This window comes from Streptomyces sp. NPDC111744 (assembly GCF_055634995.1).
This window is the reverse complement of the sequence record NZ_JBVKCG010000012.1, coordinates 59,495-75,371: the sequence shown is the minus strand read 5'-3', so window position 1 is coordinate 75,371 and position 15,877 is coordinate 59,495. Positions and strand designations below refer to the sequence as shown.

The window sequence follows — 15,877 nt, the reverse complement described above, 5'->3', positions numbered from 1 at the left end:
GCACGGAGGTCACGTGCGACTCCGGCGCAGATGGGGACGGCCGTCCCGGTCAGCGGCGGTCCGGATGGCAGACTGGGCCCGCCCACAAGGCCATCAACCCGGCGGTGAAAGTACAACAACGGGTCCTTTGTCCGACGGGTATCGCGTGAGCCATACACCCAGAAATGTGATCGCGTCCGATGAACCGCGTTTTTTCACTCGAACGTGTGTTTGGCGCAACCTTTCGAAAGCAACTACCGTTGTCCAGCAGGGAGACCATCGAGAGGGGCCGACGTGACCACGACCGCTGACAGTGCCACCATCACCGCCCAGGACCGCTCCCAGGGCCGACCCGACCCGGTGCATGCCATGAACGAAGCCGTGAATCCCGAGGGACCCAAGCGTTCCCTGCCGGGTCGACCTCCAGGCATCCGGGCGGACAGCTCGGGGCTGACCGACCGGCAGCGCCGAGTGATCGAGGTGATCAGGGACTCGGTGCAGCGGCGGGGCTACCCGCCGTCGATGCGCGAGATCGGCCAGGCCGTCGGTCTGTCCAGCACGTCCTCGGTGGCGCACCAGCTGATGGCACTGGAGCGCAAGGGCTTCCTGCGCCGCGACCCGCACCGCCCGCGCGCGTACGAGGTGCGCGGTTCCGACCAGGCCGTGACCGTGCAGCCCACGGACACCGCCGGCAAGCCCGCCGCGTCGTACGTCCCGCTGGTCGGCCGGATCGCCGCCGGTGGCCCGATTCTCGCCGAGGAATCGGTCGAGGACGTCTTCCCCCTTCCCCGGCAGCTGGTCGGTGACGGCGAGCTGTTCGTGCTGAAGGTCGTCGGTGATTCCATGATCGAGGCCGCGATCTGTGACGGCGACTGGGTCACCGTCCGCCGTCAGCCGGTCGCCGAGAACGGCGACATCGTCGCCGCCATGCTCGACGGCGAGGCCACCGTCAAGCGCTTCAAGCGCGAGGACGGCCACGTGTGGCTCCTCCCCCACAACTCGGCCTATGAGCCGATCCCCGGCGACGACGCGACCATCCTGGGCAAGGTCGTCGCGGTACTGCGGCGCGTGTGACGCCTGCGGCGGGCGGCCATCCCGCCCGCCCTCCGATCGGGCCCCGGAACCCCTGCGCCGGTTCCGGGGTCCTGCACTGTCCGGGCTCTGGGCGAGCGCGTCCTGGTATCGCGGGTTAGCCTGTCCCGGCGCCGGGACAGGCTAACCCGCGATCATTGCGCCTCCGCCTGCCGCGCCGCCGCGTCGATGGCCGCCAGCGACTTGCGGACCTGGTTACGGTCCGTGGTGTACCAGAAGTCGGGCAGTGACGTCTTCAGGTAGCCGCCGTACCGCGCGGTGGCCAGTCGCTGATCGAGTACGGCGACCACACCCCGGTCCCCCGACGCCCGGACCAGCCTGCCCGCGCCCTGGGCCATCAGCAGCGCGGCGTGGGTGGCGGCGACGGCCATGAAGCCATTGCCGCCTGCGTCCTCGACGGCCTTCTGCCGGGCGCTCATCAGCGGGTCGTCCGGGCGCGGGAACGGGATCTTGTCCATGACGACCAGCTGGCAGCTGGGGCCCGGGACGTCGACACCCTGCCACAGCGACAGCGTGCCGAAGAGACAGGTCTGGGGGTCCGCCGCGAAGTTCTTGATCAGCTCACCGAGGGTCTCCTCGCCCTGCAGCAGTACCGGGAACTCGGGGATCCGGACGCGCAACTCCTCGGCGGCCTGCTGGGCGGCCCGCATCGAGGAGAACAGGCCGAGAGTACGGCCGCCGGCGGCCTGGATCAGCTCGGTCAGTTCGTCCAGCATGTCGGCGCGGTCGCCGTCCCGCGCGGGGCGTGACAGGTGCTTGGCGACATAGAGGATGCCCTGCTTCGGGTAGTCGAAGGGCGAGCCGACGTCCACGCCCTTCCACTGTGGGAGGTCCTCGCCCTCGGTGCCCTCGGGGGCCAGGCCCAGGGACGCGGCCACGCCGTTGAAGTCGCCGCCGAGCTTGAGCGTCGCGGAGGTGAGCGTGACCGAGCGGTCAGCGAAGAGCTTCTCCCTGAGCAGGCCGGAGACGGACATCGGGGCGACCCGCACGGAGGCGCCGAAGCGCTCGTGACGTTCGTACCAGACGACGTCCCACTCGGAGCCGTTCACGATCCGCTCCGCCACGTCGTGCACGGCCTCCACCGAGGCCAGCGCCTGTTTACGGACCGCGTCCTCGTCCTGGACCGACTTGTCACGGGTCGCGCCGATCGCGGAGATCACGGTTCGGGCGGCGTCCCTGAGGGCCGCCAGGGCGTAGCCGAGGTCCTCCGGGATCTCTTCCAGACGGCCCGGCAGGGCCAGCTCCATCAGCCGCTCGAAGCCCTCGGCGGCAGTCTGGAGCTGGTCGGCGGCCTTCTCGTCGACCAGCTTGGCGGAGCGCCGGACCGCACGGTTGACCTGGCCCGGGGTGAGCTCGCCGGTGGCCACACCGGTGACGCGGGACACCAGTTCGTGCGCCTCGTCCACGATCAGCACCTCGTGCTGCGGAAGCACCGGGGCCCCCTCGATGGCGTCGATCGCGAGCAGCGCGTGGTTGGTGACGACGACGTCGGCGAGCTTGGCGCGCTCACGGGCCGTCTCGGCGAAGCACTCGGCGCCGTAAGCGCACTTGGAGGCGCCGAGGCACTCCCGGGAGGAGACCGAGACCTGCGCCCAGGCCTTGTCGGAGACGCCCGGCGTGAGGCCGTCGCGGTCACCGGTCTCGGTCTCGTCCGCCCAGTCCCGCAGTCGCAGCAGGTCCTGGCCGAGCTTGCTGGTCGGCGCGGCCGCCTCGAACTGGTCGAAGAGGCCCTCCTCCTCGTCCTGCGGCACACCTTCGTGCAGCCGGTGCAGACACAGGTAGTTCGACCTGCCCTTGAGCATCGCGAACTCCGGGCGGCGGCGCAGCAGCGGGTGCAGGGCGTCGACGGTGCGCGGCAGGTCACGCTCCACGAGCTGTCTCTGCAGGGCGAGGGTCGCCGTCGCCACGACGACCCGCTCCCCATGGGCCAGCGCGGGCACCAGATAGCCGAGCGACTTTCCGGTGCCTGTGCCGGCCTGGACCAGCAGATGGGATCCGTCGTCGATCGCTTCGGCGACCGATTCGGCCATGGTCACCTGGCCGGGGCGCTCCGTACCGCCGACAGCTGTGACAGCGGCATGCAGGAGTTCAGGGAGTGAGGGCTTCGTCATAGCCCGACCACCCTACGGCCCGGCACTGACAATCGGGCGATCAAGGCGGGGACGGGGGATGGGATCACGCCGGGTGCTCCTGGACAGGGGGCTATGGAGAGGCTGAGAGGGAAGGGCAGGTCGGGCGGTTGGGTCGCGTCGTTTTCATCCGCGTGGCCGGGAACTTGTTTCTTCTGAATTCTTCCGAGTGGCCGGGAACCTGATCGGCGGCCGCTTCGTACTACGTGTGTACGCGCAATCACTCAGCGCTACATCAGGTGACGTAGGGACCGGTCTCGGATCATGAGGGCGGCCCGTTTGGCAGGCAGGTCGACCTCGGCGGCGTAGCGGAAGCCCGCGTCGAGGAAAGCGGCCACGGAGGGGGTGTTGCGAAGATCGGGTTCCGCGACGACGCGCGCACAGGCGGGGCGATGATCGAGTACGAGATCGGCCACGGCTCTGAGCAGGGCGGACCCCAGCCCCCGGCCCCGGTCGGCGGCGTTGCCGATGAGGAGGTGGACTCCGGTGTCGTGCGGGCGGGCCGGATAGTGGCGGGCGAGTGGGTCGAGATCGGCCCGGTAGATCTCCCAGTAGCTCATCGGGGCGCCGTCGAGCCTGCCCAGGCAGGGCACGCTGCGTCCGTCTCCGGCGAGCTGGGCGCGCAGATGGTCCTCTGTCTGCGCCCGTGAGCCGGCCAGCTGCCAGAAAGCGGCCACGGCGGGGTCGTTCATCCAACCGCTGATGATCGGCAGGTCGCGTTCGACGTCGACGGGCACGAGGTGGAAGGCGCCGACGGGGGTCTCGGTGGGGCCCCAGGCGGCCAGCTGATCGAGCAGGTCGAGCGTGTCGAGGGGGCCGAGCGGCTCGATCGGGTCGTGGTGGAGCGGAGTCGGTCGGACGTGGGCGTGCGGGGTGGGTCGTTCGTGACCGAGCGGGGTGGGCCGTTCATGACCGGATGCGGCGGCTCGGTCATGGTCGAGCGCGGCGGCTTGTGCATGACCGTGTGCGAGGGCCTGGGGCTCGGGGGTCCGGGAGGCGCGAGTGCCGTCCGGGGCGGACGGTGCGGGTAGTCCCCCACCGAGATCGGGGCCGGTCGCCTTCCCGGCGTAGAGGGTGAGGAGTTCGGCGGGCAGGCGGAGGTCCAGGGTGTCCTCACAGTCCCGGGTGTCCTCGGCGGGACCGGAGCGGCCGGGGTGGACGGGGTGGACGGGGTGGACGGGGTGGACCGGTACGGGGCCTGCGTCGGCGCTCGCGTCGGTGGGAGGCATGGTGCGCTCCTCTCAGGAGACGAGGTGGGTCATGTTCCTCGGTCGGTGAATGAAGGGCGGTGAATGAAGGGCGGTGGGTGGGAGGAGGTGAAGGTGGTCAGGGCTGGGTCGGACGGTCAGGAGCGGAGGGGGTTGGTGATGGTGACGTAGACGGACTGGGTGTCGACCGGGCCGACGAGTTCGTCGAGGCCGTGCAGCCGGGTCAGCAGGTTGGCCTTGCAGCGCAGGACGGGTGAGTCGAGCAGGCGGCCGGGCAGGGAGGTGCGCATCCGGGCTGGTCCGAAGGCCGCATCGGTGAGGAACCGGCGGAAGGCCGCGAGCAGCAGGCGCTCGTCGGCGAGCCGCTGGGAGCCGAACGCGCCGATCAGACCGAGCACGTTGTTGATGCCGAGGTAGTAGGCGAAGCGTTCGTCGGTGACGTCGTCGGAGACGAAGGTGTCGCTGTGCTCGCCGATGCCGCGCAGCCGGGCGTCGAGTTCGGGCCGCCGGGACTGACGGAAGTAGTAGCCCTGGTTGTCGCGGTAGCGCCCGCCGGCAGGCCAGCCGTCGGCGTCCAGCAGGAGCAGGGTGTTCTGCTGGTGCGCCTCCAGGGCGATACCGGCCTCGCCGTCGAGCCAGAGCACCGGGCGGACGACCTGCTCCAGGTAGCGCAGGAACCACTCGGCACTGACGGCACCGACAGGGCGGCCGGTGCGTGCGGCGAGCCGGGCGACCACCCGGGCCAGCCGGGACCGGTGCGGCCGGGGACTGCCGTTCGCCGCGGGGGTGTCGAGGGGGCGCGGTGCGACCAGCCCGGCGACGCAGGAAACGTCGTCGGTAGGCGTGAACGGGTTGTGCCGGATCACCACGTCGAGTCCGGGCACGGGTCGGCCGTCCTGGCCGTCCACGGCCAGCCAGGCGGGGTCGCGCACGATGTCGAAGCCGGGGTGGACGGCCTGCCACTGCTTGGCGAGGCCGGTGCGCAGCAGGCGGTGCATCTCGACGCCTCGGTGGAGTTCCTTGCGGAGGTTCTCCCGGCGGGAGTTGGTGATGCGCAGGCCCAGCGACAGCTTGAGCATGGCGGGGGCGCCGGTGCGGTGAACGGTTCGTACGGAGGAGGTGGGATGCCAGGGGGCGCCAAGGGGGCCGAGGTCGCGCAGGAGTCCGGCGTCGAGGAGGGCGGCAGTCGTCTCGCGGTGGCGGACCTCCCGGGCCTGCCAGGGGTGCAGGGGCAGGGCGGCGGCATAGCCGTCGGGCAGCGGCAGGGCCGTGCCGACCAGGCTTTCCATGAGGTGCGGCGCGGGAACGGGGCGGCCTCGCTCGGTCCAGGCCGAGTCGGTGGCGAGAAGGGAGGAGGCGACCGCCATCCAGTGCAGGGGGAAGGAGCCGCGTAGCTCCGGGGAGTAGAGGCGGGCTTCGGAGTCGGTCAGACTCTCGCGGCTCTTGGGGGTCGGGTGCAGCGGATGCCCGAGGAGGAGGGCCTGCTCGGCGGCGAGAAAGCGGTCGGGGCCGTCGGCGGGGTGGGCGCGCCGGTCGGCGATAAAGGTGACCGTGCGGCGCAGGGAGTCGGCGACCCGAGCCACGAGGTCGCCGGCGTCGGGAGCGGCCTGGGCACGGGTGGTGCCTTCGGCGACGCGGTGTTGGCCGTCGGCGCGGACGGGGCCGCCGTCGGCGCGGACGGGCCCGCCATTGGCGTGGGCGGCGGTGCCGTTGGCGTGGGCGGCGGTGCCGTTGGCCTGGGCGACGGTGCCGTTGGCCGGATCGGCGCTGCCGTCGACTGGGCCGACGCTCGTATCGACGTGACCGGCAGTGCGCTCGGCTCGGCCCGCGCTTTCATCGGCGTGAACGATGCTGCCCTCGGCTCGACCGGCCGCGTCCCCTGCCGCTGGGGCCGTCTCGCGGGTGAGCAGGGCGGCGAGGGTGACCGCGTCGACGGGTGGGGCGGTGTCGGGGGTGCCTGCCAGGCGGGGTTGGCCGAAGCGGTGCCAGCCGGTCGGGGACCAGTGGCGGACCGGAGTGATCAGGGCCGTACCACTCGCGGGCAGTGGAATGCGGAGAGTGCCGGTGTCGGGCGCGGGGAGGTTCGTCTCGCGTGCCCAGCAGCGAAGCAGGTTCTCCACGGTGGCGGCCTGGGCAGCGATGTGCGGGTCGGGGTGTTCCAGAAGATCCCCCGTGTCGTCGCGGGGCCGCTCGGGCTGGAAGGTGCGGGCCCGTTGCTGGGGAACCGACTCGGCGAGCGGAACGGGACGTCCCTGTGGGCCTTGGTCTCCGTGGTCGTCGGGGGTGGGGGTGGCGTTCAAGGGGGTTCCTCGGGGGCTCGGGCGGTGCGGGGTTGGCCGTTGGCCGTTGGCCTTTGTGCGCGGCGAACGCGGCTGTACAGGACTGGAGTTGAGTGCTGGCTGTCGTGATGAGAGAGGTGTGGACGATGTGGGGTTTCCTGTACGGGCCGGTCGGGCCGGCCGGTCCGCTCCGGGCTCGCCGGCCGACTGGTTCGCCTCGGCGGCACCGGGCGGACCACCTGCTGACGGCGGTCCGGTGGGCGGCGCCGTTCGGGTGGTCCGGCGGGGCGGGTCCCTCCGGGCGAGCCGTCCGGCCGGGTCGCCCAGGGCACGACGGCTGGTCGGCTCGTTCCGGATGCGTGGGCTAGCCGGCCGGCTCCTTGCGGCCATCGGGTCGGCGGCACCGTACGCCGTGGGCGGCCGGGTCGCGGGCCACCGCCGCCACGGCGTCGGCGAGGCGGTCCAGGACGGCGTCGGCCTGTTCGTCGGTGATGGTCAGTGGCGGGAGGAGTCGCACGACACCGGCATGGCGGCCGCCGAGTTCGACGATCAGGCCGCGATCCAGGCATGCGCGCTGCACGGCGGAGGCCAGTTCGGGAGCGGCGGGGCGCGGCCGGGCCGCACCGTCCCACCCGCTCACCGCACCACCGTCCCGCCCCCTCACCGCACCACCGTCCCACCCACTCCTCGCGCCGCCGTCCCAGTCACCCGCGCCCACGGAACCGACCTGCATCGCCACCGCCCTACCGGAGCCCCGGACCTCGCCGGAGCCCCCGGCCTCGCCAGAGCCCCCGGCCTCGCCAGAGCTCCCGACCTCGTCCTCTCCCTCCGGGTCCACCAGTTCCACCCCGATCATCAGCCCCCGCCCCCGCACATCACCCACGCACGCGAACTCCTCCTGGAGTCTGCGCAGTCGGGAGAGCATGCGGGAGCCGAGCAAGCCCGCGCGTTCGGCGAGGCCGTTTTCGCGGACGTGGGTGAGGGTGGCCGTGCCGGCGGCCATGGCTAGTTGGTTGCCCCGGAAGGTGCCGGCGTGGGCGCCGGGTTCCCAGACGTCGAGGTCGTCGCGGTAGACGACGACGGCAAGGGGGAGGCTGCCGCCGATGGCCTTGGACAGGACCATCACGTCGGGGGTCACGCCACTGTGTTCGACGGCCCAGAAGGCACCGGTTCTGCCCACCCCGGTCTGGATCTCGTCCGCGATGAGGGGGATGGACCGGTCGGCGGTGAGTCGGCGCATGCGGCGGAGCCAGTCGTCCGGTGCGGGAATCACCCCTCCCTCGCCCTGAACGGGTTCGAGGATCATCCCGGCGGGCAGCGGAACACCGGACTTGGGGTCGTCGAGGACGGACTCGGTCCAGCGGGCGGCGAGTTCGGCGCCGCCTGGGCCGCCGACACCGAACGGGCAGCGGTAGTCCTGGGGGTAGGGCAGCCGGGCGACCCGGACGTGGTCGGCTCCGCCGGAGGCGGCCAGCGCGCCGCTGGTCATCCCGTGGTAGGCGCCGGTGAAGGCGAGGATGCCGGTGCGGCCGGTCGCGGCTCGGACGAGTTTGAAGGCGGCTTCCACGGCGTCCGTGCCGGCGGGCCCGCAGAACTGGACACGGGCACGGTCCGCGAGGCCGGGCGGCAGGGTGCGGAACAGTTCGGTAGTGAAGGCGTCCTTGACGGGGGTCGCCAGGTCGAGGACGGAGAGCGGGGCGCCGGAGTCGAGGACCTTGCGGATCGCCTCCAGCACGACCGGGTGGTTGTGGCCGAGCGCGAGGGTGCCGGCGCCGGAGAGACAGTCCAGGTAGCGGCGGCCGTCGGCGCCCTCGATGGTCAGGCCCCGGGCCCGCACCGGCACGATGGGGAGGGCGCGGGCGTAGGTCCGCGCCCGCGACTCGCGCGCCGACTGGCGTCTGAGGATCCCCTCGTGCGCCGCGCGCGCTCCTGCGAACGTCCCCCCGGTCACCGACTCCGTCACGGCCACGGCTCGCTGTCCTCCCCGCTGTCCAGAGGCGACTTGATCGGCGGCACCGGGCACAGGCAGCGGGACCCCCACCGCTACCAACCCCGGACCGTCCACGGAGTTACGGGTTGCCTCAAGATCCTTGCCACACCCTTTCCCTGCTCCTCGAACTCGCCCACGAGACCGACGACGGCTGTGACCGAAGTGGCAGCTGAGCGGGGTTTTCCGGGCGGACGGCCCGTAGCGAAACCGTTGCCCTTCCACGGGAAGTCCCGCACAGCAACCGCATAGTGTGTGGCGCTGAAGTTCCTTGCCGACAGGGGGAGTCACCACCATGCGATCCATCCGGCCGTCGTTCACCCTGCGAAGGGGCGCGCCCCGGGTGCTGGCGGCCGTCGCCCTCGCCTCGGCGCTGGCGCTGACCGCGACAGCCTGCGACAGTTCCGGCGACGACAACGCGGCCGGCCCGGCGTCCGCGTCCGCCACCGCCGACACCGGCGACACCGGCGACGGCAAGATCAAGATCCCGGACGACATCAAGAACAAGCTCAAAGAGCACGGGATCGACATCGACAAGTGGAAGAACGGCGCCTGGAAGAACTGGGACAGGGACGACTGGCTGCGAGAGGCCAACGACTTCGTCAACCCCATCATCAAGGGCCTGTGGGACCCGGACCGGATGCGGGACGCCAACGACCCGGACAAGGACAAGGGTGTCGACGCCAACGACATCTCCGGTGACCAGGGGGTGACCGACCCGACGCCGGACCCGGTCGAGGCGAGGGCTGTGCAGCCGGCGTACCACGCCAACGCGGCCACCGCCGGGAAGGTGTTCTTCGACTCCCCCGAGGGCACGATGGTCTGCTCGGCGACGGTGGTCGAGGACCCGGCGCACCCGGGCAGGTCCAACCTGGTGTGGACGGCGGGACACTGTGTGCACGCCGGCAAGAGCGGCGGCTGGTACCGGAACATCGCGTTCGTGCCGTCGTACAACGACCGGGGGCTGACGGGCACGGCGCTCACGCAGGCGACGCGCTCCCAGGTCGCGCCGTACGGCGTCTGGTGGGGTGACGGGGCGCAGACCTCGCAGCAGTGGATCGACCAGGGCGGGGAGACGGGCGGCGACGGTGCGTCGTACGACTACGCCGTGATCCATGTGACGCCGGAGCAGGGCAGTGGCGGCAAGTCCCTTGAGGAGACGGTCGGCTCGGCGCTTCCGGTGAACTTCGACGCGCCGGCCGTGCCGAAGGTGTCGAGCATCACGGCCACCGGGTATCCGGCGGCGAAGCCGTATGACGGGTCGCTGCTGTACCAGTGCGCCGACAAGCCGGGGCGGCTGTCGGTCGACGCGTCGGCGCCGACAATGTACCGGATCGGTTGCACGATGACCGGTGGGGCGTCGGGTGGCGGCTGGGTGGAGACGGGCGCCGACGGCAAGCCGGCGCTGGTGTCCAACACGTCGATCGGGCCGGTGAGTTCGGGGTGGCTGGCCGGGCCGCGGTTGGGCGACGTGGCAAAGGGTGTGTATGAGGGGGTCAGTAAGGAGTTCGCGGGGCAGTAGGGACGGTCGCCCCTGGGCAAGTGAAGGCCCGCCCCCTTGAAAAAAAGGGGGCGGGCCTTCACATACCAGTCGTCAGGCAGCCGGAGTCGGGACGTACGGCGCGAGTTCCGCCGCCAGTTCCTCATGCACCCGGACCTTGAGGAGGGTGCCCTCGGCGGTGTGCTCCTCCGAGAGGACCTCGCCCTCGTTGTGGGCGCGGGCGACCAGCTTGCCGTGGGTGTACGGGACCAGGGCCTCGATCTCGACCGACGGGCGGGGCAGCTCGTTGTCGATCAGAGCGAGGAGTTCCTGGATGCTCTGGCCGGTGCGGGCCGAGACCGCGAGGGAGCGCTTCTCGTTGCGCAGCAGGCGCTGGAGGACCAGCGGGTCCGCCGCGTCCGCCTTGTTGATCACCACGATCTCGGGTACGTCGGTGGCACCGACGTCCCTGATCACCTCGCGGACGGCGGCCAGCTGCTCCTCCGGGGTCGGGTGCGAGCCGTCGACCACGTGCAGGATCAGGTCGGCGTCGCCGACCTCCTCCATGGTGGAACGGAACGCCTCGACCAGGTGGTGCGGCAGATGGCGCACGAACCCGACCGTGTCCGTCAGCGTGTACAGACGGCCGCTCGGGGTCTCCGCACGGCGGACCGTCGGGTCCAGGGTCGCGAACAGGGCGTTCTCGACCAGGACGCCGGCGCCGGTGAGGCGGTTGAGCAGGGAGGACTTGCCGGCGTTGGTGTAGCCCGCGATGGCGACGGACGGCACCTTGTTGCGGCGGCGCTCCTGGCGCTTGATCTCGCGGCCGGTCTTCATCTCCGCGATCTCCCGGCGCATCTTCGCCATCTTCTCGCGGATCCGCCGCCGGTCCGTCTCGATCTTGGTCTCACCGGGACCACGTGTGGCCAGGCCACCGCGACCGCCACCCATCTGCCGGGACAGCGACTGACCCCAGCCTCGCAGTCGCGGCAGCATGTACTGCATCTGTGCGAGCGCGACCTGCGCCTTGCCCTCTCGGGACTTGGCGTGCTGGGCGAAGATGTCCAGGATCAGGGCGGTGCGGTCGATGACCTTGACCTTGACGACGTCCTCCAGCTGGATCAGCTGGCCGGGGCTGAGCTCACCGTCGCAGATGACGGTGTCCGCGCCCGTTTCGAGGACGATGTCGCGCAGCTCCAGGGCCTTGCCGGAGCCGATGTAGGTGGCCGCGTCGGGCTTGTCGCGGCGCTGGATGACACCGTCGAGCACCAGCGCGCCCGCCGTCTCGGCGAGGGCGGCCAGCTCCGCGAGGGAGTTGTCCGCGTCCTGCACGGTGCCCGTGGTCCACACCCCGACCAGCACGACCCGCTCCAGACGGAGCTGTCGGTACTCGACCTCGGTGACGTCCTCGAGCTCGGTGGAGAGGCCCACCACGCGGCGCAGGGCCGCGCGCTCGGAGCGGTCGAACTGGTCGCCGTCCCGCTCTCCGTCGATCTCGTGGCTCCAGGCGACGTCCTCTTCCATCAGGGCATCGGCCCGAAGACCGTCGGGGTAGTCCTGCGCGAGGCGCCTGGTGTCCTGGGAAGGGGAAGAAGAGGAGGTCATTGGGTCCTTACGTCGATGGGATGCCGAAAATCGGCGTTCATTGGCTCAACGTACGAATACCCCGGGAGATTCCCCGTGACCCGTACCACGCCGACCCCATGATGGTCGCACGCTACGCCCCTTCCCGGCATCGTGTTATTCCGTGGGCCGCCCCGCCGTCACCTCTTGGCTTGCTTGGCCGGGGCCGGGACCTGCTTCCAGTCCGGGTGGCCGGGCATCGGCGGGGTCTTCTCGCCGTACAGCCAGGCGTCGAAGAAACCGGTGAGGTCGCGGCCGGCGATGGCGGAGGCCAGCTGGACGAAGTCGGCGGTGGTGGCGGTGGCGTCCTTGTGCCGCTGCACCCAGATCCGCTCCAGGCGCTCGAAGGCGGGCTTGCCGATCTCCTGGCGCAGGGCGTAGAGGGCCAGGGCGGCGCCGTCGTAGATGTTGGGGCGGAAGATGCTGATCTTCTGGCCGGGCTCGGGGGCCTTGGGCAGAGCGGGCGGCCCGCCGGCGGCGCGCCAGCGGTCGGAGGCGCCGTAGGCCGCCTTCATCCGGTCGATCATGGGCTTGTGGCCCTTCTCCTCCGCGTACAGCGCCTCGTACCAGGTGGCGTGGCCTTCGTTCAGCCACACGTCCGACCAGACGCGCGGGCTGACGCTGTCGCCGAACCACTGGTGGGACAGCTCGTGCACCATGATCGACTCCAGGTACCACTTGGGGTACGCGGGCTCGGTGAAGAGGTTCTTCTCGAAGAGGGAGAGGGTCTGGGTCTCCAGTTCGAAGCCGGTGGACGCCTGGGCCATGAGCACGCCGTACGTCTCGAAGGGGTACGTCCCGACCTTGCTCTCCAGCCAGGCGATCTGGTCGGGGGTCTTGGCCAGCCAGGGTTCGAGCTTCTTGGCGTCGGCGCTCGGGACGACGTCCCGGACGGGCAGTCCGTGCGGTCCGGTGCGGTGCAGCACGGCGGAGCGGCCGATGGAGACCTGGGCGAGCTCGGTGGCCATGGGGTGCTGGGTGCGGTACGTCCAGGTGGTCTGGCGGCCGACCCGGGCGGAGTCGGTGGGGAGCCCGTTGGCGACGACGGCGTAGCCGTTCGGGGCGGTGATGTGGAAGGTGAACATCGCCTTGTCGGACGGGTGGTCGTTGCACGGGAAGACCAGGTGGGCGGCGTCGGCCTGGTTGGCCATGGCGAGCCCGTCGGTGGTGCGCACCCAGCCGCCGTCCTGGCCCTTGGCGGCCACCGGGTCACTGGTGTGCTTCACGGTGATCCGGGTCCAGCTGCCCTGCCGCAGCGGCTGGTCCGGGGTGACGACCAGGTCCTCACCGGCGCTGTCGAAGGAAGCGGACCGCCCGTCGACCTCGACGGACTCGACCTTGCCGTGCGCGAAGTCCAGGTTGACCCGGTCCAGGTCGGCGGTGGTCCAGGCGTCGATGGTGGTGACGGCCTGGAGCGGCTTGTCGTTGCTGCCGGGATAGGTGAAGGAGAGGTCGTACGACGCCACGTCGTACCCCGGGTTGCCCAGGTAGGGGAAGATCCGGTCGCCGAGCCCCAGCGGGACCGGCGGGGCGCTCGCGCCGAGCAGGGCGACGGAGACGGCGGAGGCGAGAAGGGCGGCGTGCCGGCGCCTGGGCCGACGGGCGCGGAGGGTGAGCGACATGGACCACCGCTACCAGCGCGTTCCCGGCTCACGGCGACGACGCGCGTCCGATCCACTCGAACGAGTAACTCACTGGTGTTGCGCTCGGTCCACGTCGTACACGCCGGCCACGTTGCGCATCGCGCGCATCAGGGCGGGCAGGTGGGCCGCGTCGGGGAGCTCGACGGTGTAGGTGTGGCGGACGCGCTGCTGGCTCGGCGGTTCCACGGTCGCCGAGACGATCTCGGCGCCTTCCAGGGCCATCGCCTCGGTGAGGTCGGCGAGCAGATGGGGGCGGCCGAACGATTCGGCGACCAGGGTGACCCGGCAGGCGGTGCTGTCGCCCCAGTTCACGGCGACCTCGGGGCGCCCGGTGCCCTTCATGTGCGCCACCGAGGCGCATGCCACGCGGTGCACGGTGACCACTCCCCCGCGCACGGCGAAGCCGGTGACCTCGTCGGGCGGTACGGGGGTGCAGCAGCCGGCCAGCCGTACGGTCGCGTCGGGCCGGTCGACGACCACGGCGCTGGCGGTGCGGGGGGTGGGGGCCTGGGGCTCCGGGACGGGGCGCGTGGGTACGGCCACGGGAGCGTGGAGCTCCTCGGTGCTGTCCGGGTGGGTGGCGAGCCAGCGCTGGATGGCGATGCGCGCGGCGGGCGTGTGGGCGTGCTCCAGCCACTCCCGGGAGGGTTCTGAGGCCGGGTCCTGGCCCATCAGCAGCTGGACGGTGTCGCCGTCCTTGAGGACGGTACTGAGGGTGGCGAGGCGGCCGTTGACCCGGGCTCCGATGCAGGCGTGCGCGTCCTCGCCGTACTGGGCGTAGGCGGCGTCGACGCAGGTGGCGCCCTCGGGGAGGCCGAGGGTGCCGCCGTCGGGGCGGAAGACGGTGATCTCGCGGTCCTGGGCGAGGTCCTCCCGGAGGGTGGACCAGAAGGTGTCGGTGTCGGGCGCGGCCTTCTGCCAGTCGAGGAGGCGGGAGAGCCAGCCGGGGCGGGTGGGGTCGGCGCGCTCGCCGTCGGCCGGGGCGTCGGAGACGGGCGCGTCGGCGGCCGGGGCGTAGGGGTTGCCGAGGGCGACGACACCGGCCTCGGCGACCTTGTGCATCTGGTGGGTGCGGATGAGGACTTCGGCGACCTGCCCGTCGGCACGGGCCACCGCCGTGTGGAGCGACTGGTACAGGTTGAACTTCGGTACGGCGATGAAGTCCTTGAACTCCGAGACCACCGGGGTCAGACAGGTGTGCAGTTCGCCGAGGACGGCGTAACAGTCCGCGTCCTCGTTGACCAGCACAAGGAGCCGGCCGAAGTCGGCGCCGCGCAGCTCGCCGCGTTTGCGGCTGACGCGGTGGACGGAGACGAAGTGGCGTGGCCGGATGAGGACTTCGGCGGGGATGTCGGCCTCGCGCAGCACCCCGCGCACCTCGTCGGAGATCTCGGCGAGGGGGTCGTCCGCGCGGGCCGCGTTCTCGGCGATCAACTCCCGTGTGTGCTCGTACTCCTCGGGGTGCAGGATCGCGAAGACCAGGTCCTCCAGCTCGGTCTTCAGGGCCTGCACACCGAGCCGTTCGGCGAGCGGGATGAGGACGTCGCGGGTGACCTTGGCGATGCGCTCCTGTTTCTCGGGGCGCATCACGCCGAGGGTGCGCATGTTGTGGAGACGGTCGGCGAGCTTGATCGACATCACCCGGACGTCGCTGCCGGTGGCGACGAGCATCTTCCGGAACGTCTCGGGTTCGGCGGCGGCCCCGTAGTCGACCTTCTCGAGTTTCGTCACCCCGTCGACCAGGTAACGGACCTCCTCGCCGAACTGTTCCCGCACCTGGTCGAGGGTCACGTCGGTGTCCTCGACGGTGTCGTGGAGCAGAGAGGCCGTCAGGGTCGTGGTCTCGGCGCCGAGTTCGGCGAGGATCAGGGTGACCGCGAGGGGGTGGGTGATGTACGGCTCGCCACTCTTGCGCATCTGGCCGCGGTGCGAGGACTCGGCCAGTACGTAGGCGCGGCGCAGGGGTTCGAGGTCGGCGTCGGGGTAGTGGGCGCGGTGCGCCTCCACGACATGGCCGATGGCGTCGGGGAGTCTGCCGCGGGCGGCGTTGCCGAGCAGCGCGGCCCGGCCCAGCCGGCGCAGGTCGATGCGGGCGCGGGCCTTCCTGCGGGCCGCTGTGGGCGCTACAGGTCCGGGCGTCGCAGGGTTCGTGGCCTCCGCACTCATGGGCACCTCCGGCTCGTGGACCGGCGGACGGGGCCCCAGGGCATACGCGGCTCAGGGATTGGTGACATTCCCCCGTCCGTGCCGGTGCTTGATGCTATCGAGCCCAACAGGCCCGACTGACCGCCTCTCGCCGAGCGTGAAACGGATCACCCATTCGAGCGACGAATTGGAGGTTTACGCTTTTGCGCCACCTGTTCGGGGGGTGGCCGCCGTTTCTCGCCACCGGGGGCAACGCGGGCCGCGGATCCGGGTGTTGTACGGCGTCCCGGACCACGGTTCGCGACGTTCGGC

At 71.3% G+C, this 15,877-nt stretch carries 9 protein-coding genes; 2 read left to right on the top strand and 7 right to left on the bottom strand.

Features of this window, described 5'->3' with window-relative positions; translation table 11 throughout:
* The first annotated feature begins 273 nt into the window (after positions 1-273).
* Entirely contained in the window at positions 274-1,053 is a 780-nt protein-coding gene (gene lexA / locus ACZ7OO_RS25540; RefSeq protein WP_471507985.1) for a transcriptional repressor LexA, read from the top strand.
* Positions 1,054-1,205: 152 nt separating this feature from the next.
* Here lexA and ACZ7OO_RS25535 read toward each other — a convergent pair whose 3' ends face one another.
* The 4 genes from ACZ7OO_RS25535 to ACZ7OO_RS25520 all read right to left on the bottom strand — a co-directional run bounded on the left by ACZ7OO_RS25535 (position 1,206) and on the right by ACZ7OO_RS25520 (position 8,656).
* A complete protein-coding gene (locus ACZ7OO_RS25535) occupies positions 1,206-3,182 on the bottom strand; it encodes an ATP-dependent DNA helicase (RefSeq protein ID WP_471507983.1) in 1,977 nt (658 codons plus the stop codon).
* 248 nt (positions 3,183-3,430) lie between these two features.
* The gene (locus ACZ7OO_RS25530; RefSeq protein ID WP_471507981.1) at positions 3,431-4,429 is read right to left on the bottom strand and encodes a GNAT family N-acetyltransferase; all 999 of its coding nucleotides are present in this window, start codon (positions 4,427-4,429) and stop codon (positions 3,431-3,433) included.
* A gap of 116 nt (positions 4,430-4,545) precedes the next feature.
* A complete protein-coding gene (locus ACZ7OO_RS25525; RefSeq protein ID WP_471507979.1) occupies positions 4,546-6,708 on the bottom strand; it encodes an IucA/IucC family protein in 2,163 nt (720 codons plus the stop codon).
* Between the two features lie 343 nt (positions 6,709-7,051).
* The gene (locus ACZ7OO_RS25520) at positions 7,052-8,656 is read right to left on the bottom strand and encodes a diaminobutyrate--2-oxoglutarate transaminase family protein (protein ID WP_471507977.1); all 1,605 of its coding nucleotides are present in this window, start codon (positions 8,654-8,656) and stop codon (positions 7,052-7,054) included.
* A gap of 313 nt (positions 8,657-8,969) precedes the next feature.
* Here ACZ7OO_RS25520 and ACZ7OO_RS25515 point away from each other — a divergent pair, with 313 nt between their 5' ends.
* Positions 8,970-10,196, top strand: coding sequence for a trypsin-like serine peptidase (locus tag ACZ7OO_RS25515; protein ID WP_471507975.1), 1,227 nt, complete (start codon positions 8,970-8,972; stop codon positions 10,194-10,196).
* Positions 10,197-10,268: 72 nt separating this feature from the next.
* Here the strand turns inward: ACZ7OO_RS25515 and hflX are convergent, their stop codons facing one another.
* The 3 genes from hflX to ACZ7OO_RS25500 all read right to left on the bottom strand — a co-directional run bounded on the left by hflX (position 10,269) and on the right by ACZ7OO_RS25500 (position 15,586).
* On the bottom strand, positions 10,269-11,759 hold the full coding sequence (hflX, locus tag ACZ7OO_RS25510) for a GTPase HflX (protein ID WP_471507973.1): 1,491 nt from the start codon (positions 11,757-11,759) through the stop codon (positions 10,269-10,271).
* A 158-nt stretch (positions 11,760-11,917) separates the two neighbouring features.
* Positions 11,918-13,399: a M1 family metallopeptidase gene (locus ACZ7OO_RS25505; RefSeq protein WP_471507971.1), complete on the bottom strand. Its 1,482-nt coding sequence runs from the start codon at positions 13,397-13,399 to the stop codon at positions 11,918-11,920.
* A gap of 69 nt (positions 13,400-13,468) precedes the next feature.
* Complete coding sequence (locus tag ACZ7OO_RS25500; protein ID WP_471507969.1) at positions 13,469-15,586, bottom strand: RelA/SpoT family protein; 2,118 nt, start codon at positions 15,584-15,586, stop codon at positions 13,469-13,471.
* Between the last annotated feature and the right edge of the window lie 291 nt (positions 15,587-15,877).

What these genes read in the sequence shown, in the direction of transcription:
- ACZ7OO_RS25500 (WP_471507969.1), bottom strand. Translation starts at nt 15,586, where the DNA reads ATGAGTGCGGAGGCCACGAACCCTGCGACGCCCGGACCTGTAGCGCCC.
- ACZ7OO_RS25505 (WP_471507971.1), bottom strand. Translation starts at nt 13,399, where the DNA reads ATGTCGCTCACCCTCCGCGCCCGTCGGCCCAGGCGCCGGCACGCCGCC.
- ACZ7OO_RS25530 (WP_471507981.1), bottom strand. Translation starts at nt 4,429, where the DNA reads ATGCCTCCCACCGACGCGAGCGCCGACGCAGGCCCCGTACCGGTCCAC.
- ACZ7OO_RS25535 (WP_471507983.1), bottom strand. Translation starts at nt 3,182, where the DNA reads ATGACGAAGCCCTCACTCCCTGAACTCCTGCATGCCGCTGTCACAGCT.
- ACZ7OO_RS25515 (WP_471507975.1), top strand. Translation starts at nt 8,970, where the DNA reads ATGCGATCCATCCGGCCGTCGTTCACCCTGCGAAGGGGCGCGCCCCGG.
- hflX (WP_471507973.1), bottom strand. Translation starts at nt 11,759, where the DNA reads ATGACCTCCTCTTCTTCCCCTTCCCAGGACACCAGGCGCCTCGCGCAG.